Genomic DNA, 23,831 nt, shown 5'->3' with positions numbered 1-23,831 from the left:
CGGACAAGATGCGCGCCGACCACCGACCCCACTGGGCGACGTTGACCAGTGTGCTGGCGTTCCATTCCGCGGCACCCGACCCGGATACGATCAGTGCATCTGGCTTCACCGGATCCAGGCTGTATGGCACACGTGCTGGAAGGCCACGACCATTTTAGCAGTGGCGTGGACCGGCGACGCAAATTCCGCGGGTGTGATCCGTCCCGCTCCGGTCCGAGCACCCTTTGCACACGACGCCGCCGGAACTCGCGCTCGGCCTGCGTGACAGGTGCGCGGAATGAGCAGGCCCGGAGAAGAAACAGCTGGCCGTAGCGAGTACTCAGCTACGGCCAGCGTGCGCGCGGTCCTCGGCGGCCGGCCCCTCCCGGCCCGATTTCCTAGGACGCAACCTACTGCGCGCCGCCGGCAGGCCGCGGAACCCTCCTACTCACCGGAACCCCGGCCGCCGGTATCGACCGACAGCGCGTCCAGCAGCTCGGCCGCCACGGCGCGCCCGGCCCGGTTGGCGCCGATGGTGCTGGCCGACGGCCCGTAGCCCACGAGGTGCAGCCGCGGCCGCCCCTGCACCTGCGTGGCCAGGCGGCCGGTCATCGTGATCCCGCCGCCGGGTCCGCGCAACCGCAGCGGGGCCAGGTGATCGAGCGAACTGCGGAAACCCGTGGCCCACACGATGACGTCGGCGCGCTGCTCTTCCTGCTGCCCGCCCCACCGCACCCCGTCCTCGGTGATCGACGTGAACATCGGCCGCCGGGCCAGCGCCCCGCGCTCCTCGGCCTCGCGGTACCGCGGGTTCCAGGGGATGCCCGTCACCGAGACCACCGACCCGGGAGGCAGGCCCCGCCGCACCCGGTCCTCCACGCGGGCGACGGCGCGCCGGCCCACCTCGGGCGTGAACGGCTCGTCGGAGAACCGCGGCGGAGTGCGCGTCACCCACAGCGTGTCCGCCACCGCCGACACCTCGGTGAGGATGTCCACCGCGGAGATGCCGCCGCCCACGACCACCACCCGCCGCCCCGCCAGTTCCTCCGGGCCGCGGTAGTCCTTGGTGTGCATCTGCCGCCCGCGGAACCTCTCCGCCCCGGGGTAATGCGGGATGAACGGCCGCTCCCAGCTTCCGGTGGCGTTGACCAGCCCGGCGGCGTGGATCACCAGGGGTCCGTCCGGCCCGGTCGCCTCGACGCGGAACGCTCCGCCGACACCGCCGCCGCCGTCGCTGACGCAGTGGGCGCGCACTGGCCGCCGCACCGCTATGCCCTCTCGCTCCTCGTACGCGGAGTAGTAGCGCGGCACCGCTTCCGCCGCCGGCACCGACAACGGGTCCTGTCCCGCCCCGAGCACCTCGGCGAACGGCATGCCCGGCAGATCGTGCACCCCGTTGACGGTGCTCAGAGTGAGGGTGGGCCAACGGTGCCGCCAGGCCCCGCCGGGGCCCGGGTTCGCGTCGCACACCACCAGCGCGTCGCGGCCCAGCCCCCGCCGCAGCAGATGGTGGGCGGCGGACAGCCCCGCCTGACCCGCGCCGATGACGGCCACCCGGGCATGCATCTCCACGTTCCCGAATGTACCGGCGTCCTCAGATGTACATCGCCGGGTCGATGTAGCTCGTGGGGTCCACCAGCGGCTCATGCTGCGCGGGCTTGCGCGGGCGGGCCTGCGCCGGGATGCCGACGACGATGGAGTCGGCCGGGGCGTCCCGCGTGACCACCGCGTTGGCGCCCACCGCGCTGTCCGCCCCGATCGTCACCGGGCCCAGGATCTTCGCGCCGGCACCGACGGTGACCCTGTCGCCCAGCGTGGGATGCCGCTTGGCGCGCTCGAGCGACGTGCCGCCCAGCGTGACGCCGTGGTAGATCATCACGTCGTCGCCGATCTCCGCCGTCTCGCCGATCACCACGCCCATGCCGTGGTCGATGAAGAAGCGGCGGCCGATCCGCGCCGCCGGATGGATCTCGATGCCGGTGAGCCCCCGCACCAGCTGCGAGAGCAGCCGCGCCGGCGCCCGCAGCACCGGCCGGCGCCACATCGCGTGCGCCGCCCGGTACGCCCAGATCGCGTGCAGGCCCGAATAGACCAGCGCATTCTCCACGTCGCCGCGCGCGGCCGGGTCGTGCGCGCGGGCCGCGGCCAGGTCCTCGCGTACCGCCGCCGACAGGCCCCACAAGCCCACCGCCGTCACTCCCGGATGTGGTCGAACAGCGGCGTGGAGAAGTAGCGCTCGCCGAAGTCGGGCACGATGACGACAATGAGCTTGCCGGCGTTCTCCGGGCGCTTGGCCAGCTCCAGTGCCGCCCACACGTTGGCCCCCGCCGAGATGCCGCCCAGGATCCCCTCCCGGGTGGCGAGCTCGCGGGACACCCGCACGGCATCGTCGAAACCGGCGTCGATGATCTCGTCGTACACCGCGCGGTCGAGCACGTCGGGCACGAAGTTGGCGCCCAGGCCCTGGATCTTGTGCGGGCCGGGCGCGCCGCCGTTGAGGATCGCCGAGTCGACGGGCTCCACGCCCACCACGCGGACCTCCGGCTTGCGACGCTTGAGGTTGCGGCCCACGCCGGTCAGCGTGCCGCCGGTGCCGATGCCGGCCACGAAGATGTCAACCTCGCCGTCGGTGTCCGCCCACACCTCTTCACCGGTGGTCTCGTCGTGGATGTCCGGGTTGGCGGGGTTCTCGAACTGTCGCGCCAGGATGGCGTTGTCGGTGGAATCGACGATCTGCTCCGCCTTCTCCAGCGCCCCGCTCATGCCCTCGGAGCCGGGGGTGAGCACGATCTCCGCGCCGAACGCACGCAGCATCATCCGGCGCTCCGTGGACATCGTGTCCGGCATCGTCAACACCACCTTGTAGCCGCGCGCCGCGCCCACCATGGCCAGCGCGATGCCGGTGTTGCCACTGGTGCCCTCGACGATCGTGCCGCCGGGCCGCAGCTCGCCCGCCTTCTCCGCCGCGTCGATGATGGACACGCCGATGCGGTCCTTGACGCTGTTCGCCGGGCCGAAGAACTCGAGCTTCGCGGCGACGGTGGCGCCCACTCCCTCGGTGAGCCGGTTCAGCCGCACCAGCGGCGTCCCCCCGACCAGCTCGGTGACGTTCCCGTAGATCTTGCCCATGTCGAATCCTCTCGTGCGGAGCACGTCCGATGGTCGATATTCCGGCCGGGCGTCCGTCCGGTGCCCGGAGAAATCTGCGTCTCTTCGGACAACCCCCCGGCGCCGTCAATCCTTCCCGCACGGCTCGGTTTCACCCGCACGGCTCGGTTTCACCCGCGCAATACGACGGGCAGCGAACGGTGCGCGTCGCCCCCGAGCTTCCGCAGGAACCGCCTGGCCAGGCGTTGCCGCTCCACCTGCTGCCAGGTGTCGGCAAGATCCGCGAGCCGACGGCCGAGCTCCAGCGCGGTGGCGGTCCCGTCGTCGCCGCCCGCCCCGTGCGACGCGTCCGGTCGGCCGCCCTGCGCGTCCGGGTCCAGCCCCGCAGGGACTTCCGGCCACGCCGGCGGGACGAACTTGCGGCCCGTCTCATCCAGATGCTGCTCGAACGCCCGCTGCAGAAGCTCGATCTCTTCGCCCACTCCCCGCACGGTCGCGTCGCCGTCCAGGTAGCCGTCGATCTCCGGGTGCAGCCGCGCCAGGGCCTGCGCGCCCGCCCCGGTCGCGAGGACCCTGCGGCCGCGGACCAGCGCCCGCACCTGGCCGGCCGCGTCGCCGGAACAGTCGGGGGCGGCAGAATCGACGGCGAGCAGCCACGCGCCGCACGGGCGGGCGAGGCCGTTGTCCGGTCCCACGTCGATGTGCCACACCGCCACCGCCGCGCCGTCCGGTCCCGGCGCGTCGACGACGGCGACGGTGTCGCGGACGACGCGGACGAGGTCCGGGTCGGGCTGTGCAGACGTGGCCTGGTTACCGGTCATGCCCGAATCGTATCGGCACGGCCGGCCACCCGCCCGGCCGTCACCGGGGCCGACGCCGATGGTGGTGCGTGAAGTGCCGCCGGCGCAGATCGATGCCCGCCAGCGTCGGCGTCCGCGACCACCGGCTGTCGAACCGCGGACCGAGTTCGGCTCCGAGCGTCCGCATCTGCCGGATCTGCCGGCGCGTAACCGGCGCCAGCAACGGCCCGAAGACCACGCCCGCGGCCAGCGCCACCGCGGTGCCGGCCGCGACCACGAGCGTGCCTACCCCCTGCGCCGAGTGGCCCTCGACGAGCGTGACGAACCCGCGGTAGGTGGTCACCCCGGGCACCAGCGGGACGATTCCCGACATCACGATGACCAGCGGCGGCACCGAGAACCGGTGCGCCACCACCGCGCCCGCCAGGCCGATGGCCGTGGCGGCGACGAACGAGCTGGCCACATTTCCGGCGTGCAGGTGCATCATCCCGAAATAGATCAGCGCGCCCAGCGACCCGGCGGCGCCCGCCGCGCCCGCCGCGCGCGCCGGGGCGTAGCTGGACACCGCGGCCGCCGCCGCGCCCACCGCGCCCGCCGCCACCATGACCGGCACGCTCAGCCAGCCCGCGACGGACTCGGGGCTGACCGAGGCGTCGACGTGGAACGCGTCGCCGATCCGCAGCGCCGCCCCGACCCCGACGAAGATCCCGACCATCGACAGCAGGATCTCCATGATCCGGCCGACGGATGTCAGGTAGTAGCCGGTGATCGAGTCCTGCACGGACGACACGATCGCCATGCCCGACATCAGCGCGACGATGTTCGCCGCCACCACCAGCGACGGGTTCGCCCCCTCGGGGAGCCTGCCGACGGCGTCGAGCGACAGCGTCACCCCCGTCGCGACGAGCCCGGCCACGGCCTGCCGGAACAGTATCGGAAGGCCACGGTCGGCCAGAATCCTGCCGATCCTGTCGATCACGGACGTGGTCACCGCGGCGATCGCCACGACGACCGCCCCTGCCCCGAGCAGCACCGAGAAGCTCGCCGCCATCGCCCCGAACGCCACTGTGGACACCCAGCTGTTGTAGGGGGGCGGCGCGGCGTCCAGCTCGTCGATCCGTCGGTGCACCCAGTCCAGGTCCGGTCGTTCGTCGGCCACCTGCTGCGCGAAGTCCAGGACGGTGTGCAGCCGGGTGTAGTCGAGGGAACGCCCCTTGACGTGCCACATGACGGTCAGAGGGGCGCCCTCGACGCCGCGCGGCACCGACAGGATGATCGTCGTCGCGGTGACGTCCAGTTGGGTGTTCTGCAGCCCGTATGTCCCGGTGATGGCGGACATCGTCGCCGCGACGTCGGCGGTGCCCGAATTGCTCGACAGCAGCAGCGAGCCGATGCGCAACGCCGCGTCGAGAACCCGGTGGACGTAGTCGCGGTCATGCGTCCCGTTCGGCCGGGAGGGTTCAGGCACCGCCTTGGGTCAGTGGGCGAAGTGCCGGGCCGCCGACTTGATCTCCACTCCCCCCTCGAGCCGCTTGCACACAGTCTTCAGGTCGTCCACCATCCGCGCCGCGAGGTCCCTGCTGAAGCCCTCGCGGACCACCACGCGCAGCACCGCGACGTCCTCGGCGCCCTCCGGCATCGTGTACGCCGGCACCTGCCACCCCCGCGAGCGCAGCTCGTGCGAGACGTCGAAGACGGAGTACCCGTCGGTCGAGTCGCGTTCGAACGCCAGTACCGGGATGGCCGTCCCGTCGCTGACCAGGCGCAGCCCGTCGATCTGCTCGACCTGCTTGCCGATCCACACGGCGGTGTCCCGCAGCGTCTCCATGATGGCCTGGTATCCCTCGCGGCCGAGGCGGATGAAGTTGTAGTACTGGCCCACCACCTGGTTGCCGGGGCGCGAGAAGTTCAGCGTGAACGTGGGCATGTCGCCGCCCAGGTAATTGACGCGGAACACGAGGTCCTCCGGCAGGTAGTCGGCGCTGCGCCACACCACGAAGCCGATGCCGGGATAGGTCAGCCCGTACTTGTGCCCGCTGACGTTGATCGAGACCACGCGCGGATTGCGGAAGTCCCATTCCAGGTCCGGGTGCAGGAACGGGGCGACGAAGCCGCCGGACGCGCCGTCGACGTGCATGGGCACGTCCGGCCCGCCGTCCGCCGCCAGCTTGTCGAGCACCTCGGAGATGGCCGCGATGGGCTCGAACTCGCCGGTGTAGGTGGTGCCGAGGATCGCGCAGACGCCGATGGTGTTCTCGTCCACCGCCTCCCGCACCTGCTCGGGGGTGATGACGTAGCGGCCCGGCTCCATCGGAAGGTACTTGGCCTCCACGTCGAAGTAGCGGCAGAACTTCTCCCACACCACTTGCACGTTGGAGCCGAGGACGAGGTTCGGCTTGGTGGCGTCCTGGCCGGCGGCCTGCCGGCGCTGGCGCCAGCGCCACTTCATCGCCAGACCCGCCAGCATGACCGCCTCCGACGAGCCGATGGTGCTCACGCCGGTGGCGGAGGCCGGGTCCGTCTCCGACAAGCCCGGGGCGTGGAAGAGGTCGGCCACCATGGCGACGGACCGGGCCTCGATCGCTGCGGTCGACGGGTACTCGTCCTTGTCGATCATGTTCTTGTCGAACGATTCGGCCATCAGCTTGTCGGCTTCGGGGTCCATCCACGTGCTGACGAAGGTGGCCAGGTTGAGCCGCGAGCTGCCGTCGAGCATGAGCTCGTCGTGGATGAACCGGTAGGCGGCGCCGGGTTCCATCTCCGAGTCCGGCATCCGCAGGCGCGGAACAGGGTCGGTGCTCAGGCGCCCCGTGTACGCGGGGGCGATGGTGCCGGTGCGGTTGGGGCCGGCGGAGCGTGGAAGCGTCATGGTCGGTAATACCTCCGTGGTCGTGAGCATGGGAGTCTGCGGCAGGCGGTGCGGGGCGATCGGCGGTGCGGGGTGGTCGGCGGCACCGGCGGGAGGTCGACGAATTCGTCCACAGCGTCCATCCGGGCGATCGGCGAGCGCGAGAACGCATTGCGAGGCCGACTGTCGAAACCGGGCGTCGACAGCTCGCCGTGATAATCATGCTTCCGCCCGCAATGCGTCATCACGAGCGCATTTCCGGCGCAGCCGCACGGTGTCGTTTTGGTCATTACCCGGCCCGCGGCGACGTCGAGATCGACGGAGCCGAAAGAATGCCCCCACGACCCTTTCACCGCGGCCCACCTCGCACACACTGCGCGGCGCGTGCCGCCGGTTGCGCGCCGCCGAATTCAACCATGATGCGAACCTAGCAGCACGACGGACGGCACATGCGGAAAATCGAGCAAGTCCGGCGATTCCGGCTGATCTGCGGGTCATGCGCGGCCGGCAAGAGCAGGCCCGCAGCCACTGAGACCGAGCATGGCCGTGGCGATCAAGACCTCAGCGAACGTGAATCGCAGGCGGCCGCGGCCGCTATTCGGCTCGCGTGCAGCGCATCCTATTCAATGGATGCTGATTCGCACGAACGGACTTCTCCTGCACATCCCGCGCATCGACCTGCATTCCGCACAATTCGTGCCGGCCGGAAATGCGATCGTATTCTCCGATTCCGCGCACGTGACTGGATGGTACGCACCCCGGGGCAAGACCCCTTCGGGGGAGCGATCACACGCTCATCAGCTTGGTCCCCTCGAGCGACTTGTTCAAGTCGTCGTTGAACTTCCTCACCGCCAGGCGCAACACCAGACCGATGAACAGGGTCGGCACGATGAACAGCAGGAGCCAGCCCAGGTCCTTCCAGTAGTCGCCTTGATAGATCCCGGCGATGGCCGAGCGCACAGCGCTCGTCGCGTGGGAGACGGGGACGAAGGGACTGATGTTCTGGAACCACTGCGGCAAGACGTCCAACGGATACGCACCCCCGCCCGCGGAGATCTGTACGACCAGCAGGAGGACTGCTATCGCCTTACCCGCCTCCCCGAACGCCAGCACGAGCGTATAGGTGATGAGTGAGAAGACGAACGCCATGACCCAGCCCGCGAGAATCAACAGGAGCGGGTGGACCGGCCGCACTCCGACAAAGCCGATGAGACCGACGAAGAGCAGCGTGCTCTGCACGAATGCGAGCCCGCCGAATATCACATAGTGACCGAAGTACTCCTGCCACGGCCGAAGCGGACGCTTCAGCGGAGGAAGAGCATCCCGAGAGACCTCGGCGCGAATGAGCACCGACAGCAGCAGCGCCCCCACCCAGAGACCCAGCACCGAGTACAGCGGCGCCATCTGGGAGCCGAAATTGTCGACCTTGAACACTGGAATCGTATCCAGGCTGACCGGTGAGGCGAGCTCCGCGGCGAACTTCGCCGGACTGGAGCCGATGATCCGGGAGACTTCACTCAGATCACCCGATTTCGACGCCTGTTGGAGGGCTTCGTCGAGCTGGGCGAAGGCATCAGCGGACTTGCCGAGGCCGCTCGCCAGCAGCCGAGCCGCAGTCTCGCCGTCCGACAGGCTCGCGCTCAGCGAGCCCGCGCCGGCAGCCAGCGATTGATCCGCCGCGCGCAGATCCCGACCGATACCGGCGAAACTGCCCTGCACGGCTTGCAAGTCGGCTGCGAGACGGGCGAGCTGCGGTTGCAGGCTGTTCGTGTACTGATCACGGGCGGCGGTGAGCGCGGACTGCGCGCCATCGACATCCTGGAGTATCGCCTTGCGCGTCGCCTCACGATCCACGATTCCCTGCGACGCGGGCGACGACGCCGCATCGAGCCCCCGCCTGAGTGCCACCTGACGGTCGATGACGGCGTCGACACTGTCCGCCAGCAGACCCACCGCCCCCCGGGCCACGGGGTCGAGTCCGGGCGTCGATTCCTGGGCTCTCAACTGATCACGTAGTTGCGTATATGCCGCGACCTGCCCATCCACCATCCCCGACGCCTGCGCGAGCCCGTCTCCAGCCTGTTGTGCCGCGGGAGCCTGACCGAAGGTCCGATTGATCTCGGCGCGAAGCGCGTCATAGCTGTCGGCATTCGCCGTGAAGACTTTGGACAACAGCTCAGAGGCCGACGTCAGCACGCCCTGCACCGAGCCCACGGACTCCACACCCTGGCCGATCGCGCCGGTGGTGTCCTGGACCGCTTGCGATGCCGACGAGGAGAGAGAGCCGGCGCTCGACAGAAGAGAGTCGGCAGACGAGAGCAGACCCGCGAACATGCCCGCGGTGCCGGCCGCGGAGTTCAACTGCACCGAGATCCTGCCGACCGCCGACTTGAGCCTGTCCAAGGTCTCCTGCGCGTCCGAGTCCTCGAGATGGGTCGCCAGGGACGACACCAGCGCCAAGCCGACCTCGTCGAGCGTCTGCGTGAAACTCGTATTGATCTGCGTCGAGACCTCTGTCGCAGCCTCTCCGGTGATCAGGGACGAGAGCGCGTTCTTCTTCTCGTTCACATAGAGGTCGATATCCACCGGAGACGCGCCGGGCGAAAGAAAAGTGAGCATCTTCTTACTGAAATCCGGGGGCAGCACGATCGCCGCGTAGTATTTCTCCGATTTTGTGCCGTCAATCGCCTCACTCTTGGAGACGAACTGCCAGTCGATATCGCTGTTGGCCCGTAGCTGCGATACCACTTGCTCTCCCACATTGAGTCGCATAGGGAAAAGGCTGCTCTCAAAACCCTCATCCGCGCTGGCAACAGCGATTTTGAGGTTGCTCACGTTATCGAATGGTTTCCAACTCGAGAGCACGTTGAACCACGCGAAGAACGAAGGGATCAGTATGACCCCGACCAGGACAATCACTGGAATCACAGAACGTGTGGCCTGCCTGAAGTCCTGGCGGATCAGGGTGACAATGTTGTTCATGCGTTCTGCCCCCGCAGATCCAGCTGGTCAAGGCGTGCATCGGAACGGATCGCAACCTCTTCGGCGGCCAGCTTGCGCTTCAGCTCGTCGTCGGGCAGATCGGCCACCTCCGTTCCGTAGATGATGTTCTGGCTGATGTATTCGATCAGGATGATCCCGGCCATCACGAGGAGGCACAGCACCCCCCACAGGCCGAGAACGGTGGCCTTGGCGTCCGGGAATGCAGTCCCGATCGCCAACAACACCACGGTGCCTATCAGGCCGATGATCAACGCCGCACGCTGCAGGAGTTTATGGTTCATGTCGAACCAACTCCGATGCCTATCGTTGTCTGCACGGAACTTGTCACGATTGGTCAGTGCGCGCACGAGTTGCGTGAGACGCCGTCGCGATCCCAATGTCTGCACTTCCTCGCTCAGGAACAGACCGGTGTCCGCCAATCTCCTGTTGAACAGTCGCGCGAAGTTTCCGAGCCGTTGACGGAGGAAGACCCCGAGGACGAAGGACAGTACGGCAAACAGGGCGAGAACGGCCATGTACCGGAGATAATGGAAGCCGTAGAAGCCGCCGATGGTCTCGCGCATCGCATCGATACCGTAGGTGAACGGGAAGAAGGGGAAAAGCGCCCTGAAGAAGTCCGGCATCATCTCAATCGGGTAGATGCCCGAGGCGCCGGGAATCTGCATGATCACCAGCAATACGGCGATCCCCTTCCCGATGTAGCCGAAGGAGACCGACAGAGCATAGATGATCGACATGTAGACGAGCCCGATAAAGACACATGTCAGCACGTAGACGACCGGATTCACCGTCTGCACACCGATCAATACGTTTCCTATGCTCACCAGCAGGCCCTGGATGACGCTCATCACCGCGAACAGCAACCAACGACCGAAGTACCCCTGCTTCACCGTCAGGCCTTCGATGCCCTCGGCATCAGCCTCCAGCTTGAACAGCACCATCAACACGAACCCTGCGATCCACAGAGACAGATTGGTGAACAACGGTGCCATCGACGATCCGTACGCCGGCACCGGGAACAAGTCGTTCTCATGGACCTGCACCGGTCCCGCCATGAACCCCGCGATCGACTTGGGGTCGAGCGAGGTCAGCGCGTTCACCTGGTTCCAAATGTCCGCAGCGGTGATCGCGTCCAAGTCGGTCTGCAACGTGGTCAGATCCGACTGCACATCCTGCAGATTGCCGTCGAGCGAGGTCACGGCCGTATCCGTCTTGCCCAGCAGTGATTCGAGATCGGAGAGCATCCCCACGGCCTCGCGCACAAGCACACGTTGCGAATCGAGCGCCGAGGAGAAGGCGCCGACACTGGTGGACAACGAGGACATGGACTGGTTGAGGCTCGGGAACGTTCCGGCGAGTACGCCGTGCAGAGCGGAGGACGATTGCTCGACGGCTCTCATCGCCCCTGAAGCCGCGGCAGTCTGATCGGACACCGTCGACACGTCGGCGGTGGCGTCGCCGAGCGTGGCCAGGAGCTGTTGATCACGGGCCGTCTGCGCGGAGACCTCGTCGATCACTTGCTGAATCCGGGCCTTGATCGGTACCGCATCGGGGAGTGCGCCGACCAACGGGCGCATCGTGGCCAGCAGCCCCTGGTTGGCGTCTATCACTCCCTGCACGTCCCGCTTCGCCGTGGTCAGCGCGGCGCGCGCCGCGTCGGCACCTCCGGCGACCTGCTGGATGCTCCGATTCAGGCGCGTGGTGGCACCGGTGAGGTTCGGCGCACCGGAGACGTACGCTCCCGTCAAGGTCTCCGAGAAGTCGAACAGGTTCCCCTGCACCTCGTTGACCAGTCCCTGTGCATCCGAGACCGTGTGGGTCACATCAACGATGCCGGCGTCCACCCGCTCAAGTGCGGCCTTGGCATCGGAGACGGCTGCGGCACCGGGGCCGAGCGCGTCATGCAACTCGGCCAGGCTCTCGCGTGCGGCCTCAACGGTGGTGAGCGCCTGGTCCAACGCGGTCAATGTGTTGCTGCGCGAGCCGGTCAACCATTGCCCTGTGTCGATGCCCGCCTGTCGGGCCTGCGTGGCGATCGTCTGCGCGACCGTTGAGACGAACTTCGAGTTGATCTGCGTGTCCAGCGTCGATGCGCCGACCTCGGTGATCTTGGGGGCGATCGCGTTCGCCTTCTCGTTGGTGTAGTACTCGAGCTGCGGCTGCACGAAGTCACCAGTGATGATGGTCAGGAGATCCTTGCTGAAGTCCGGCGGCATGATGATGGCGGCGTAGCTCGCGCCCGAGCGGACCGCGTCCATCGCATCGTCGTGATTCATGAACTCCCAACCGAGTTGATGGTTGGTCTTCAGTTGGGCGACCACCTGATCGCCGACGTTCACCTCACCGGTGAGCTCGGTACTGGCCCCTTGGTCCTCGTTGACGACGGCGACCTTGATGTGCTCTGCATTCCCGTAGGGGTTCCAGAACGCCACGATATTCACCCACGCGTACAAAGCAGGAAGCACCAGCAATCCGATGATGATCGCCCACGACTTCGGCGCCCTACGTATGCGCGTGAGGTCACGGCGTAGCATCTTGGAGGCGTTGCGCATGGACATTCCCTCGCTGATATTCGTGCGAACACCTCACTGTTCGCACAGATAAGTGACGATTGGGCTATGCTTCGGCCGCTACAGGCCAGAATACGGTCCGATCAGCTGGTTCGACCTGCCCGATCGGATGAATTCCTGATTAGCGTACCTGCTGCCTTCATCGGCTTTCAGCGAATCGGCTCTTCGGAATCCGCGGCGGGTTGACGACGGGCCGCCGGACGCGGGTAGCGGCAGGCATCTATACCGGGCAGAGCGATAGGGAGAGCGACGTGATCACCCGTATCTCAGGCCGCCGTCCTCCTCGCCGGCCGCCGCCGACGGAATCTCGGCGGGCTTCTCCCCCGCACGGCCGACGTAGAAGATAGAAGCGATGAAGAAGCAGAGCGCGCCGATCATCGTGCCCAGGTTCGCCAGGTGCGAATCCACTGTGACGCCGTCCTTGTATACGAATGCTCCGATGGCCGAGAGCCCGAACGCGACGCACCCGATCCAATTCGACCAGCCGCTGAGCGTGTCCCGGTAGATCACCTTCATCAATTCGTGCGAGCGGATCAGTCCGAGCATCGCGAAGCACGCGCTGACCAGGAACGCCACGGAACCCGCCGCGTCCGGCACCCATACGTTCACCTGCTCGCTGTGCGTGCCGTGCGCGGTGATCGCCGCGCCCGTGCTGACATTGAACAGGAGCGTGCCGATGAATTGCGAGGATGCCACCAGCCAGGCGGCGCTGATCGCCCGGCCCCCCTTGTAGTCCACGAAGCGCGGCCCGGCCAGCAATAATTGGACGAATGCCGCACCGGTGAAGAACCACGACCCGATGAAGAACACGATATTGGTGGTCAGTGCACCCATCACGGAAGCCAGCCCGGGTACGGCTCCGATGAAGAAGAACGTCGATCCTATACAGAAGCCAATGGATTGCAGTCGCAGCGTGGGCCGGATGAGCATGCGATCACGATATCCGTCGGTCACGCACGTTTCAGCGCTTCCGACGGAGGAAGGGTGAACAGCGTGACGATCCCGATGACGATGAGCAGGATCCCGCCGAACATCGCGAACGTCGCCACTGCGACGGCGGGCATGGCCAGCACGATGATGCCGGCGACCACCGAGATCACCGCGCCCGCGATGTACAGCCAGCGCGGGCCGACGGTGGCCCGGTCCCGCCCGGAGAACAGCGCCATCACGCCGTCGAGGATCCAGCTGATGCCGATGAAGACGGTCAGCACCCACAGCGCCTGGCCGGGGTGGAACAAGCACACGATCCCTGCGATGACGACGAGGACGCCGAGGATCCCCAGCGTCCAGCGCATGCCGGCGGACAGGAAGTGCGACGTGATGGCGGTGGCGATGCGCATGACGCCGCCGATCACCAGCCAGAGCCCGAACAGCACCGCTACGGCGACCAGCGTGGGACCGGGCCAGAACAGCGCGATGACGCCGAGGACGATCGCCGCCACCGCAGAGGTGATCAGGGCAGCCCGGATCGCCGCGCGCGCCTTCGACGCGGACTCCGGGAACCCGCGTTCCTCCATGTACATCGTTTGCATGCCCAGGCACCCCTCATCCCGACCGAGGCCACCACATGACCCCCGGCTTCTGGGACCAGATTGGCACACCGGCGGCGGCCGCGGGGCGGTTCCGGGGAGCCGGGTCTACTCCGGGTTGATCGCGAGCAGGGTCGCCCAGTACCGCGCGTCCGGTTCCGAGAACCCGCCGGCCTTCAACGCCGCATAGATGATGTAGGACATTGCTACCTCCTGATCCGGGGGACGCGTGGCCCCGTACGCCTCAGGAGACTACCCGCCGGGGGCGTAGGTTGGGCAGCCCCGCATCCCACGAAAGGACGCCTCGTGCATCAGCCCTCTCGCGGACAGCTGGTCGGGTCGCTGGTCGCCGCCGGATTCGGTGTCGTCTACGTACTGGTCAATTCGTGGCCTCTGCCGGCCGCGGCCGCGTGGACGGCCCGCATCGCCGCCATCGCCCTCGCCGTCGCGACGGCGGGCTCCATCGCGGCCGGCGCCGTCGCGACGCGCTCCACGTCCCCCGCCGGCGATCTCCGCGGCGACTCGCCGCCGCCGGGATTCGCACGCGGCTACCGGCTGATCGTCGCGGGCGAGGTGGTCGCGCTGTTCGGCGGCCTCGCCGTGATCAACGGTGTCCTGGGCGCCCCGCACGCCGGGGTCGCCTGGGTGTCCCTTGTCGTAGGGGTGCACTTCTTCCCCATGGGCCGACTGTTCCGGCTGCGCTTCTTCCACGTCCTCGGAGCCGTAATCGGCGCCTGCGGCGTCCTCGGGCTCGTGTTCGCCGGTCTGGACACGTCCGGCGAGGCCACCGCCGTGGTGGCGGGCGTGGTCCCGGGATTCGTGCTGCTGGCCTTCGGCGCCTGGGGCTCCACCCGCTGGTGGGCGACCGCACCGGCCGAACGCTGACCTGAGCCCGTCACTCCGACGGCTGCGGGGCCATGTCCTTGATCGGCGTCACCGGCAGCCCGCCCGGGTAAGGCGCGCTCACGCCGGCCTTGTCGAACGCGATGCGGATTCTGCGCCGCAGCTCGCGCTCGGTCGCCCACTGCATGTTCGCCCGGGTCACCACCGTCATCCGCAGGGTCCACGAGTCCGCGTCGAGAGCGTTGACGCCCTGCAGCTCCGGCGCCGAGAGCAGGTTGGACTTGATGGGCTCCTCGGCCGCGGCCTGCTTGGCGGTGTCCAGCGCGATGCGGCACGCGAGGTCGACATCCGCCCCGTAGGAGACCGGGAATTCCAGGAACGCGACGCCGAAGTCCTGGCTGTAGTTGCCCACGCGCATGATCTCGCCGTTGCGGCAGTACCAGATGGTGCCGTGCAGGTCACGCACCGACGTCACCCGAAGGCCGACGCTCTCGACGGTGCCGGACGCTTCGCCCAGGTCCACCCAGTCGCCCACGCCGTACTGGTCCTCGAACAACATGAACAGCCCCGACAGGAAGTCCCGCACCAGAGCCTGCGCGCCGAAGCCCAGGGCGACGCCCACGATGCCGGCGGAGGCGATGAACGGCGCCACGTTGACGCCGAGGATGCCGAGCGTCTGCAGGATCACCCACAGCAGCACCAGGAACGACACCAGCGACTTGAGCACCGACCCGATGGTCGCCAGCCGCTGGGCGCGGCGCTCGTCGCGCTGCTCCTCGGCACGCAGGTCCTCCACGCTGCGCTTGCGCGAGTTCTTCTTCAGGAACGCGGCGGTGATCCCGCTTCCCTCTTCCACGTGCAGCTCCGCGGTGGCGTTGCCGCCGTTCGCCTCGGCCTGCTCCGCGGCCGCGCGTCTGGCCACCCGCCGCTCGCGCCGCTTCGCCCTGCGGGAGTCGGGGTCGGCGTCCGGGCGGGTCACGTGATCGATCGCCCGGTGCAGCAGGTAGCGCACGATCAACGCGAGAACGATGTAGATCGCGATGTGCACGGGCTTGTCGATCAGCCATTCCTGGCCGGTGTCCGTCAGTCGAAAAGCTAGCTGATTCACGCCACGAGGCTACTGATGATCCGCCGGTCCCCGAAACCACCGGCGGCGCGGTCTGCGCCACATGGGAAGGTGGCGGCAGGAGCCCCAGGAACAGCCGGAGGTAACCATGAACGACTCCCAGGACACCATGCGAGCCATCTCCTACAGTGCGTACGGTGGCCCCTCGGTGCTCACGGCGTGCCGCGTGCCCGTTCCGCACGCGGGGCCCGGCCAGGTGCGCATCGCCGTACGCGCCGCATCGGTCAACCCGTTCGATCTGAAGAAGCGTTCGGGGATGTTCGCTGCCGGCGCCGACGCTCCGCAGCGGCCGGTGATCCCCGGGGTCGAAGCGTCCGGGGTGATCGACGAGGTGGGGCCCGGGACCACGGGCGCCGCGGTGGGCGACGAGGTCTTCGGGCTGGGCCCGGCGTCCTTCGCCGAGCACTCCGTCCTGGAGCACTGGGCCGCGCGCCCCGCGGCGTGGACGTGGGCGCAGGCGGCGTCGGTCAGCACCGCGGCGGAGGCCGCCCAGCGCGCACTGGACCTGCTCGACGTGGCAGAGGGCACGACCCTGATGATCGACGGCGCCTCGGGCAGCGTCGGCTTCGCCGCAGCACAGCTGGCGCTGGCGCGCGGCGCCGCAGTGCTCGGCACCGCGTCGCCCGCCAAGCAGGAGCGGCTGCGCGCACTGGGTGTCGGCACCGTCGACCACGGCCTCGCGGAGCGGGTCGCCGCCCTCGACCCCGGCAGTGTGGACGCCGTACTCGACGCCTCAGGCAGGGGTTCGCTGGACGAGCTCATCGCGATCGCCGGCGATCCCGGGCGCGTCGTCACCCTCGCGAACTTCGACGCACCGGAGAAGGGCGTGCGCGTGTCCGGTAAGCCCACGGCGTTCGGAGCCCTCCAGCAGGTCGCGGAGCTCGCGGCGGACGGCCGCTTCGAGGTGGTGGTGGACTCGGAGTCCCCCCTCGACGAGGCCGCCGACGCGCACGCCCGCGCGGAAGCGGGGGCCGACGGGAAGGTCGTCGTACTGCCCCGCTGACCGCGCCGCCCGGTCAGAAGTCCACGTCGATGCAGGCCAGGCGGTCGCCTGCCGAGCCGGCCTCCCCGGGCCCCGTCATGGTGTGCTTCGCGTGCAGCACCAGCGATTGCGCCCCGCCATCGCGGAACTCCCAGTCGACGGTCGACGATGCATGGCCTGCGCCGCTGCCGTCGGTGGTGAAGTCCAGCCAGACCTCGTTTTCCGGATTCGCATAGGCGGGGTCGGTGGACGCCGCGTCCGGGGTGGCGGCCGGGTCCTGTTCGTTCTGGTAGTGCGGCCCGGAGTCCGACGGCTGCGGCCCGCACGGCTTCGTGTGGACGTGGGCGCCGAAATCGCGATCCGGCTGCAGGCCCTCGGCATCGATCGTCACCGTGGTGCTTCCGCCCTCGTCCTCGGTGTCCACCGCGATGGTCGCCCCGGCGGGGACGGCGGCCTCGTCGTAAGTGAAGGCGGCCTGTCCGCCACCGGATCCGGGAGCGCGGAAGGTTCCAGTGGCGTCGGCGCCCCCGGACTCTGCGGCCGGGGACGTGACCGGGGAAGACGCGGCCGTCGGGGAGGCGGTCTCCGTAGCCGTGTCGCTGGAACCGTCGGAACCGCAACCGGCCGCCACCAGGGCGATCGCGGCCGCCCCCGCGGTCAGCGTGAGGCGTCGGGCAAGCGTGTTGTCTCGTCGAACGAACATGACTCTGTATACCCCGGGGAGACGCGGGCTGAAACAGGGCATGTGAACCTTTTTCGTTGAATTCAGCCCGGGCCCGGCGACTTCCGCCGTACGATCTCTGCGATAACGGGCAATGGGATGGGGGATCGGGCCATGCGCAGGCTGTCCGCACGGGTGGTAACGCTGGCCGCCGCGATCACGGCGGTACTCGGAACCGCGCCCGCCATCGCCGCCGCGACCCCGCCGTCCGTGGACGTCAGCACCATGCACTTCGCCGTCACCGTGGGACCGGGCGAGAAGGACTGCGACATCATCGGCGACCTCTATCGCCCCCCAGGGGCGACGGCCGACTCCCCGGCCCCCGCGATCCTCGCCACCAACGGCTTCGGCGGATCCAAAGACGACATGACCACCGCCGCAGAGTATTTCGTAGACCACGGATACGTGGTGCTGACGTACTCGGGGCTCGGGTTCGGCGGATCCGGGTGCCGCATCGGCATGGACGGCCGCACGCCGGACGGCCGCGCGGCGTCGCAACTCATCGGATTCCTCGGCGGGCGTGCGGGGGTCGCCTTCGACGACGCCGCCCACACCCGCCCCGTCCCCGCGCCGGACTTCGTCGCACGCGACGCCGTGGACCACAGCGGCACGGCCCGCGACCACGATCCCCGCGTGGGCATGATCGGGGGGTCGTACGGCGGGCAGATCCAGTTCGCCACCGCCGCCGTGGACCCGCGGCTGGACACGATCACCCCGTCGATCACCTGGAACGACCTGTCGTACTCGCTCGTGCCGAACACCCTCGACCAGGGGCCGGGCGTGGGCGGACCGATCCCGGGGGTCAGCAAACTCACCTGGACCGCAGCGCTCGCCGCCGCGGGATTCCTCACCCCCGTCCAGTACGAGAGCTACCGGCAGGACCCGTCCCGGCTGGCCGGTTGCCCCAACTTCATGCCGGAGGTCTGCCAGGGGTTGGCGCAGGGCATCAGTACCGGCACCGTCGACCAGCACGTCATCGACACCTTCCGCGCCACCTCCGTGTCCTCGTACATCACCGACGTCACCATCCCCACCCTGCTGTTCCAGGGCGAGCAGGACACGCTGTTCGACCTGCGCGAGGCCACCGCCACCTACCGGGCCCTCCAGGCGCAGGGCACCGAGGCGAAGATGGTGTGGCAGCGGTTCGGGCATTCCAGCGGCGGCCCGGTCGCGGGCGAGAACCCGGGCGCGGGCGAGGCGTGGGATCCTCGCACCCAGTACATGGTCCGTCGACGCACCGACTGGCTCGACCACTACCTCAAGGACGCGCCCACCCCCACCGGGCCCGAGTTCGCGTACTTCCGCCCGTGGGTCGACTACACCGGCAACGCCGCCCCCGCCTACGCGGAATCCCCCACCATCGATGTCGGCACGCCGCACACCCTCAAGCTCTCCGGCGACGGCGGCCTCGTACCCGCCGGCGGCGAGGTGGCGGACGGCGCACAGACGCTCTACACGCTGCCCGGCGGGCTGCCCACCGGCGTCTCCGCCCCCGCGTTAGCGCCGGCCATGGACGTGCCGACGGCCGAGCTTCCCGGCAGCTCCGTCGCGTGGACGACGGCCCCCGTGCAAGCGCCCATCGACGTCGTCGGAGGACCGACGCTCCGCTTGACCATGGCCACCGAGCGTCCGCTGAACGGCAGCGTCGAAGACTCCGCGGTGGTGTTCGCCAAGTTGTACGACGTGGCGCCCGACGGCACCGCCACGTTGATCGACGGTCTCGTCTCGCCGGTGCGGGTGCTGGACCCGTCGCAGCCGGTGACGGTGGACATGCGGGCGATCGTGCACCGGATCGACACCGGCCACCGGCTACGGCTGGTCGTGGCGGGCGGCGACGTCAACTACCGCGGCGGTATAACCGCGCACAGAGTGACGATCCCGCAGAGCGGCGCGGGCCAGGGTCTCACACTGCCCGTCGCGTAATCCCTGGCCCCGAACGTGTTCACGGAGTAGTTCTGGACATATGGACGCACGTCGTGCAACATCCGCGAAGTGCGCCGCCGCAGCGGTCGCGCTCGCGGCGGCGGCCACCACTGCCGCGTGTGGATCCGATGCCGCCGCGCCCCCTCCCGCCGACGCCGCGCCGCCCACGTCCCACGTCACCGCGGGCGCCTTCCTCACCCCGGAGATCGCCTCCAACGCCGTCACCTACGACCCCGCGAAGGTCCCGCTCAATTCGACGGCGACGGTCACCGAGTCGGTGCACGGCTCGCAGACCGTGGTGACCCTCAACGTCTCCGGGCTGCAACCGTCCACGGAGTACGGCGTGCACGCCACGACGCAGCCGTGCGGGAAGGAACCGGGATCCGCCGGCGCCCGGTATCAGAACCGCCCGGACCCGGCCTCGTCCACGGGACAACCGTCCACCGATCCGGAATATGCGAACCCGTCGAACGAGCTGTGGCTGGACTTCACGACCACCGCGGCAGACACCGCCTACGGCACCCGCACGCTGGGCTGGACCTTCCGCCCCGGCGAGGCCCGCTCGCTGGTGTTCCTCGACCACCTCACGTCGACCGGCTCGCAGGACGCGGGTGACGCCGGCGCGCGCCTGGCCTGCCTGGACGTGGATTTCTGACGCTGCCCCCACCTTTTGCGGCAATTTCGTCCTATAATTCTGGCGACGACGGACACCGGCACGGACGGAGACCCGGCATGACGGAAACGACGCTCGCGGAGGCCCTGGAAGCGGAGCATCACGAGATCGACCAGGGGATCTACGCGTTCCTCAATGGCGACGCCGACGGACTCGAACGGCTGCACGCGGTGTTCGCGGAACTGCGGCGCCACATCTATCTCGAAGAGGTCTACCTGTTCCCGCCGCTGCGCGAGGCCGGGATGATGGCCCCCGTGTTCGTCATGCTGCGCGAACACGGCGAGATGTGGCAGGTGCTCGACGAGATCGACGCCGCGCTCGCCGTCAACCCGGCACCGTCCTCATCAGCGGCGGAGCTCTGCCGGGACCTGCTCACGCGGCTGGACGCCCACAACTCCAAGGAGGAGCCGATCCTCTATCCGGAGCTGCGCGGGATCCTCTCCGACTCCGCCGCCGAGCAGTACCTGGCGTTCCTGGAGGACGGCGAGCGCCCCGACGGCTGGGTGTGCGAGCGCGCGTCGGCCGGAGCCGCCGCCGCTCCGCCCTGGGGTTGATCCGTCGCGCAGTCGGCCCCACCGGCCTACCGTGGAGCCGATGGTCGCGTCGGAGGTTGCCGCGGGGCTCGGCAACGCTGAGGGCCAGGGTCTGCTGCAGATCGGCGAGCTGATCCTGGCGTTCGTGCTTGCGTCGATGATCGGCCTGGAGCGCAGGTTCCGCGGCAAGAGCGCCGGGCTCAAGACCCAGGCGATCGTCGGCACCGCGGCCGCGCTCATGGTGCAGATCAGCAAATACGGATTCTTCGACGTGCTCGGCGAGGGCGTCTCGCTGGACCCTTCGCGCGTCGCCGCGCAGATCCTCTCCGGCGTCGGCTTCATCGGCGCCGGGCTGATCATCACCCGCCGCGGCGCGGTGCGCGGGCTGACCACTGCCGCGGCGGTGTGGGAGACCACCGGCATCGGTATGGCCGCCGGCGCCGGGCTGTGGCTGCTCGCCATCGTCGTGACCGCGCTGCATTTCGTCATCGCCTTCGGCTACCCGGTGATCACGCGCCGCCTGCCGGGCGTGGACACGCTCGTGGACATCGACGTGGACTATCGCACGGGCGGCGGCACATTGCGGGAGCTGTTGGCCGCCGCCACCGCCGCCCGCTGGCAGGTCATTCGCGTCTCGCCGCGGAAGGAAGAGGACGGGCACGTGTCCGTGGCTCTCAGCCTGCGCGGCGGCGGCACGCCGGACGATCTGCTGGCCCGGCTCGGCGGAATCGACGGGGTCACCGGCATGCGGCTGACGTCCGAGGACGAGCTGGACTGACGGGACGGGATCCGTCTGACCTAGCCTGGACAGGTGACCACCCAGACACTTCAGGACCTGTTCGACAGCCAGCGCACCGCATTCCTCGCCGACGGGCCCGCCCCGGCGCAGACCCGCATCGACCGGATCGACCGGCTCAAGGCGATGCTCCTGGACGGTGGCGACAGGCTCACCGCCGCGATTCGGGACGACTACGGCACCCGCCCCGAATCGCTGTCGCTGATCGCAGACGTCGTCTCCGGCCTGAACGAGATGACCTACCTGCAGAAGAACCTCACCGCGTGGATGCGCCCGGAGCGCCCGCAGCCGCTGGCCCGCCTGTTCGGCGTCACCATGGAGACGCACGCGGTGCCGCTCGGCGTCGTCGGCATCATCGCGCCGTGGAACTTCCCGCTGCAGTTGCTCGTGCAGCCGGCGGCCGCCGCGCTCGCCGCCGGCAACCGCGTGATGCTGCGCCCGTCATCCGCCCTTCCCCGCATGTGCGCGGTGCTGGCCGAGCTGGCGCCGCAGTACTTCGCGCCGGAGGAGCTCGTGGTGGTCACCAAGGAGACCGCCTCCGGCGCGCAGTTCGCCGCGCTGCCGTTCGACCACCTGTTCTTCACCGGCTCCACCGAGACCGGCCGCAAGATCCAGCGCGCCGCCGCCGACAACCTCACGCCCGTCACACTCGAGCTGGGCGGCAAGAACCCTGCCGTCGTCTCCCGCACCGCCGACCTGCGCCGAGCTGCGGACAGGATCGGCGCGGCGAGGATGGTCAACAGCGGACAGACCTGCCTGTCCCCCGATTACGCGTTCGTCCCCGAGGAGTCGGCGGACGCGTTCGTCGAGGCCCTCCTGGACGGCTGGCGCAAGCGCTACCCGGCCGTCTCCGGCAATGATCAGTACGTCTCGATCATCGACGACGACGCCTACCGGCGCATCCTGGGACTCCTCGACGACGCGCGGGCGAAGGGCGCGACGGTGCGCAGCGCGACGCCCGCCGGCGAGGAACCCGCCGACCCCGTGCGCAGGCAGATCGCGCCCACCGTCGTCACCGGAGTCAACGACGCGATGGAGATCAGCCGCGAGGAGATCTTCGGGCCCGTGCTGGCCGTGCACACCTACGGCTCGGTGGACGAGGTCATCGACCACCTGGCGCCGCGCCCCAGCCCGCTGGGCGCCTACTGGTACGGCGACGACGACGCGGCATTCCGCCGGTTCTTCGCGCGCACCCGCTCCGGCAGCGTCAACCGCAACGACTTCGGGCTGGTCAACGCGATGCACCACCTGCCGTTCGGGGGCGTAGGCCACTCCGGGATGGGCGATTACCACGGCAAGTTCGGGTTCGACACGTTCTCGCACCACCGCCCGATCGCCGCCCAACCCACCCCGCTCTCACTCGCGTCGATCATCGCGACCCCGCATTCCCGGCGCCTGGCCAAGGGCGTGGCCCGGTACGCCGGGCAGCAACGGAAGGCGGTCACCAAGCGACTCGGCAGTCGGTAGCCGAGCCGGTACCGTCAGGGGCATGCCGCACAGCACCTGGACTGCCGCGAACCTTCCGAGCCTCACCGGCCGCACCGCCGTCGTCACCGGCGCCACCAGCGGGCTCGGGCTGATCACCGCCCGTCACCTGGCCGGGGCCGGCGCACGGGTGGTGCTGGCGGTCCGCGACACCGACCGGGGAGCGCAGGCCGCGGCGGGAATCGCCGGCGAGACCGATGTGCGCGCACTCGACCTCGCGGACCTCTCCTCGGTGCGCCGTTTCGCGGAGGACTGGGGCGGCGGGGCGATCGACCTGCTGGTCAACAACGCGGGCATCATGCACGTGCCCGAGGGCCGGACCGTCGACGGTTTCGAAACTCAGATCGGGGTCAACCACCTGGGTCACTTCGCGCTGACGAACCTGCTGCTGCCGCGCATCACAGACCGCGTGGTGACGGTGGCGTCGCTGGCGCACCGGATGGGCACGATCGACCTTGACGACCTCAACTGGCAGCACCGCCGCTACGACCGCGTCCGCGCGTACGGCCAGTCGAAGCTCGCGAACCTGCTGTTCTCCCTCGATTTGGAACGCCGCCTGCGCGAGGCCGGGTCACGGGTGCGCTCCATGTCGGCGCACCCCGGCTACGCCTCGACCAACCTGCAGACGCGCACCGCGAATCCCGTCGGAGACCTGCTGGGGCGCATCGGCAATGCGACGATCGCGCAGAGCGCCCTGGCGGGCGCGCTTCCCACTCTCTACGCCGCCAGCCAGGACCTGCCCGGAGGGAGTTTCCTCGGGCCGGACAGGATGCTCGGCGCCCGCGGCGGTCCCGCACTGGCGGGACGCAGCGCGGAGGCCTCCGACCCGGACCTGGCCCGCCGGCTGTGGGCGGCGTCCGAGGAGCTGACGGGCGTAGGGTTCCCCGCCGGCCTCGGCTAGGAAGCGCGTCG

20 protein-coding genes are annotated in these 23,831 nt (G+C 69.0%); 8 read left to right on the top strand and 12 right to left on the bottom strand.

Annotated elements, in window-relative coordinates; genetic code table 11:
- Positions 1–423 precede the first annotated feature (423 nt).
- From FO059_RS01695 to FO059_RS01650, 10 genes are all read right to left on the bottom strand, one after another.
- On the bottom strand, positions 424–1,551 hold the full coding sequence (locus FO059_RS01695; RefSeq protein ID WP_372497929.1) for a flavin-containing monooxygenase: 1,128 nt from the start codon (positions 1,549–1,551) through the stop codon (positions 424–426).
- A gap of 22 nt (positions 1,552–1,573) precedes the next feature.
- Positions 1,574–2,167, bottom strand: coding sequence for a serine O-acetyltransferase EpsC (epsC, locus tag FO059_RS01690; protein WP_233266875.1), 594 nt, complete (start codon positions 2,165–2,167; stop codon positions 1,574–1,576).
- A gap of 5 nt (positions 2,168–2,172) precedes the next feature.
- On the bottom strand, positions 2,173–3,108 hold the full coding sequence (cysK, locus tag FO059_RS01685) for a cysteine synthase A (RefSeq protein ID WP_143905824.1): 936 nt from the start codon (positions 3,106–3,108) through the stop codon (positions 2,173–2,175).
- 149 nt (positions 3,109–3,257) lie between these two features.
- Complete coding sequence (locus tag FO059_RS01680) at positions 3,258–3,908, bottom strand: DUF6218 family protein (RefSeq protein WP_143905822.1); 651 nt, start codon at positions 3,906–3,908, stop codon at positions 3,258–3,260.
- Between the two features lie 40 nt (positions 3,909–3,948).
- Complete coding sequence (locus FO059_RS01675) at positions 3,949–5,355, bottom strand: threonine/serine exporter family protein (protein WP_143905821.1); 1,407 nt, start codon at positions 5,353–5,355, stop codon at positions 3,949–3,951.
- A 9-nt stretch (positions 5,356–5,364) separates the two neighbouring features.
- Positions 5,365–6,756, bottom strand: a complete 1,392-nt coding sequence (locus tag FO059_RS01670; protein WP_143905819.1) for a glutamate decarboxylase — start codon at positions 6,754–6,756, stop codon at positions 5,365–5,367.
- 765 nt (positions 6,757–7,521) lie between these two features.
- A complete protein-coding gene (locus FO059_RS01665; protein WP_143905817.1) occupies positions 7,522–9,717 on the bottom strand; it encodes a YhgE/Pip domain-containing protein in 2,196 nt (731 codons plus the stop codon).
- On the bottom strand, positions 9,714–12,296 hold the full coding sequence (locus tag FO059_RS01660) for a YhgE/Pip domain-containing protein (RefSeq protein WP_143905815.1): 2,583 nt from the start codon (positions 12,294–12,296) through the stop codon (positions 9,714–9,716). The genes FO059_RS01665 and FO059_RS01660 overlap by 4 nt, the downstream gene beginning before the upstream one ends.
- Positions 12,297–12,563: 267 nt before the next feature.
- Positions 12,564–13,238: a hypothetical protein gene (locus FO059_RS01655; protein WP_143905814.1), complete on the bottom strand. Its 675-nt coding sequence runs from the start codon at positions 13,236–13,238 to the stop codon at positions 12,564–12,566.
- Positions 13,239–13,258: 20 nt separating this feature from the next.
- The gene (locus tag FO059_RS01650) at positions 13,259–13,840 is read right to left on the bottom strand and encodes an HdeD family acid-resistance protein (protein WP_143905812.1); all 582 of its coding nucleotides are present in this window, start codon (positions 13,838–13,840) and stop codon (positions 13,259–13,261) included.
- A 303-nt stretch (positions 13,841–14,143) separates the two neighbouring features.
- Between FO059_RS01650 and FO059_RS18275 the strand changes: the two genes are divergently transcribed.
- Positions 14,144–14,722 carry a hypothetical protein gene (locus tag FO059_RS18275; protein ID WP_158726582.1) on the top strand — a complete coding sequence of 193 codons (579 nt, stop codon included), beginning with the start codon at positions 14,144–14,146 and terminating at the stop codon, positions 14,720–14,722.
- A gap of 10 nt (positions 14,723–14,732) precedes the next feature.
- Here FO059_RS18275 and FO059_RS01635 read toward each other — a convergent pair whose 3' ends face one another.
- Positions 14,733–15,788 carry a mechanosensitive ion channel family protein gene (locus FO059_RS01635; protein ID WP_143905807.1) on the bottom strand — a complete coding sequence of 352 codons (1,056 nt, stop codon included), beginning with the start codon at positions 15,786–15,788 and terminating at the stop codon, positions 14,733–14,735.
- Positions 15,789–15,915: 127 nt separating this feature from the next.
- Here FO059_RS01635 and FO059_RS01630 point away from each other — a divergent pair, with 127 nt between their 5' ends.
- On the top strand, positions 15,916–16,809 hold the full coding sequence (locus tag FO059_RS01630; protein ID WP_143910334.1) for an NADP-dependent oxidoreductase: 894 nt from the start codon (positions 15,916–15,918) through the stop codon (positions 16,807–16,809).
- A 13-nt stretch (positions 16,810–16,822) separates the two neighbouring features.
- Here the strand turns inward: FO059_RS01630 and FO059_RS01625 are convergent, their stop codons facing one another.
- Positions 16,823–17,491: a superoxide dismutase family protein gene (locus FO059_RS01625; protein WP_143905805.1), complete on the bottom strand. Its 669-nt coding sequence runs from the start codon at positions 17,489–17,491 to the stop codon at positions 16,823–16,825.
- Positions 17,492–17,623: 132 nt separating this feature from the next.
- Between FO059_RS01625 and FO059_RS01620 the strand changes: the two genes are divergently transcribed.
- From FO059_RS01620 to FO059_RS01595, 6 genes are all read left to right on the top strand, one after another.
- The gene (locus FO059_RS01620) at positions 17,624–19,432 is read left to right on the top strand and encodes an alpha/beta fold hydrolase (RefSeq protein ID WP_199257047.1); all 1,809 of its coding nucleotides are present in this window, start codon (positions 17,624–17,626) and stop codon (positions 19,430–19,432) included.
- Positions 19,433–19,472: 40 nt separating this feature from the next.
- On the top strand, positions 19,473–20,087 hold the full coding sequence (locus FO059_RS01615; protein WP_143905801.1) for a superoxide dismutase family protein: 615 nt from the start codon (positions 19,473–19,475) through the stop codon (positions 20,085–20,087).
- 77 nt (positions 20,088–20,164) lie between these two features.
- The gene (locus FO059_RS01610; protein ID WP_143905799.1) at positions 20,165–20,659 is read left to right on the top strand and encodes a hemerythrin domain-containing protein; all 495 of its coding nucleotides are present in this window, start codon (positions 20,165–20,167) and stop codon (positions 20,657–20,659) included.
- Positions 20,660–20,699: 40 nt separating this feature from the next.
- Positions 20,700–21,416, top strand: a complete 717-nt coding sequence (locus FO059_RS01605) for an MgtC/SapB family protein (RefSeq protein ID WP_143905797.1) — start codon at positions 20,700–20,702, stop codon at positions 21,414–21,416.
- A gap of 33 nt (positions 21,417–21,449) precedes the next feature.
- Positions 21,450–22,901 carry an aldehyde dehydrogenase family protein gene (locus tag FO059_RS01600; protein WP_143905795.1) on the top strand — a complete coding sequence of 484 codons (1,452 nt, stop codon included), beginning with the start codon at positions 21,450–21,452 and terminating at the stop codon, positions 22,899–22,901.
- Positions 22,902–22,923: 22 nt separating this feature from the next.
- Positions 22,924–23,820: an oxidoreductase gene (locus FO059_RS01595; protein ID WP_143905793.1), complete on the top strand. Its 897-nt coding sequence runs from the start codon at positions 22,924–22,926 to the stop codon at positions 23,818–23,820.
- Positions 23,821–23,831: the final 11 nt, after the last annotated feature.

Source organism: Tomitella fengzijianii, from assembly GCF_007559025.1.
Classification (GTDB): Bacteria; Actinomycetota; Actinomycetes; order Mycobacteriales; family Mycobacteriaceae; genus Tomitella; species Tomitella fengzijianii.
The sequence above is the reverse complement of the archived record's forward strand: the minus strand, read 5'-3'. Positions and strand labels throughout refer to the sequence as shown.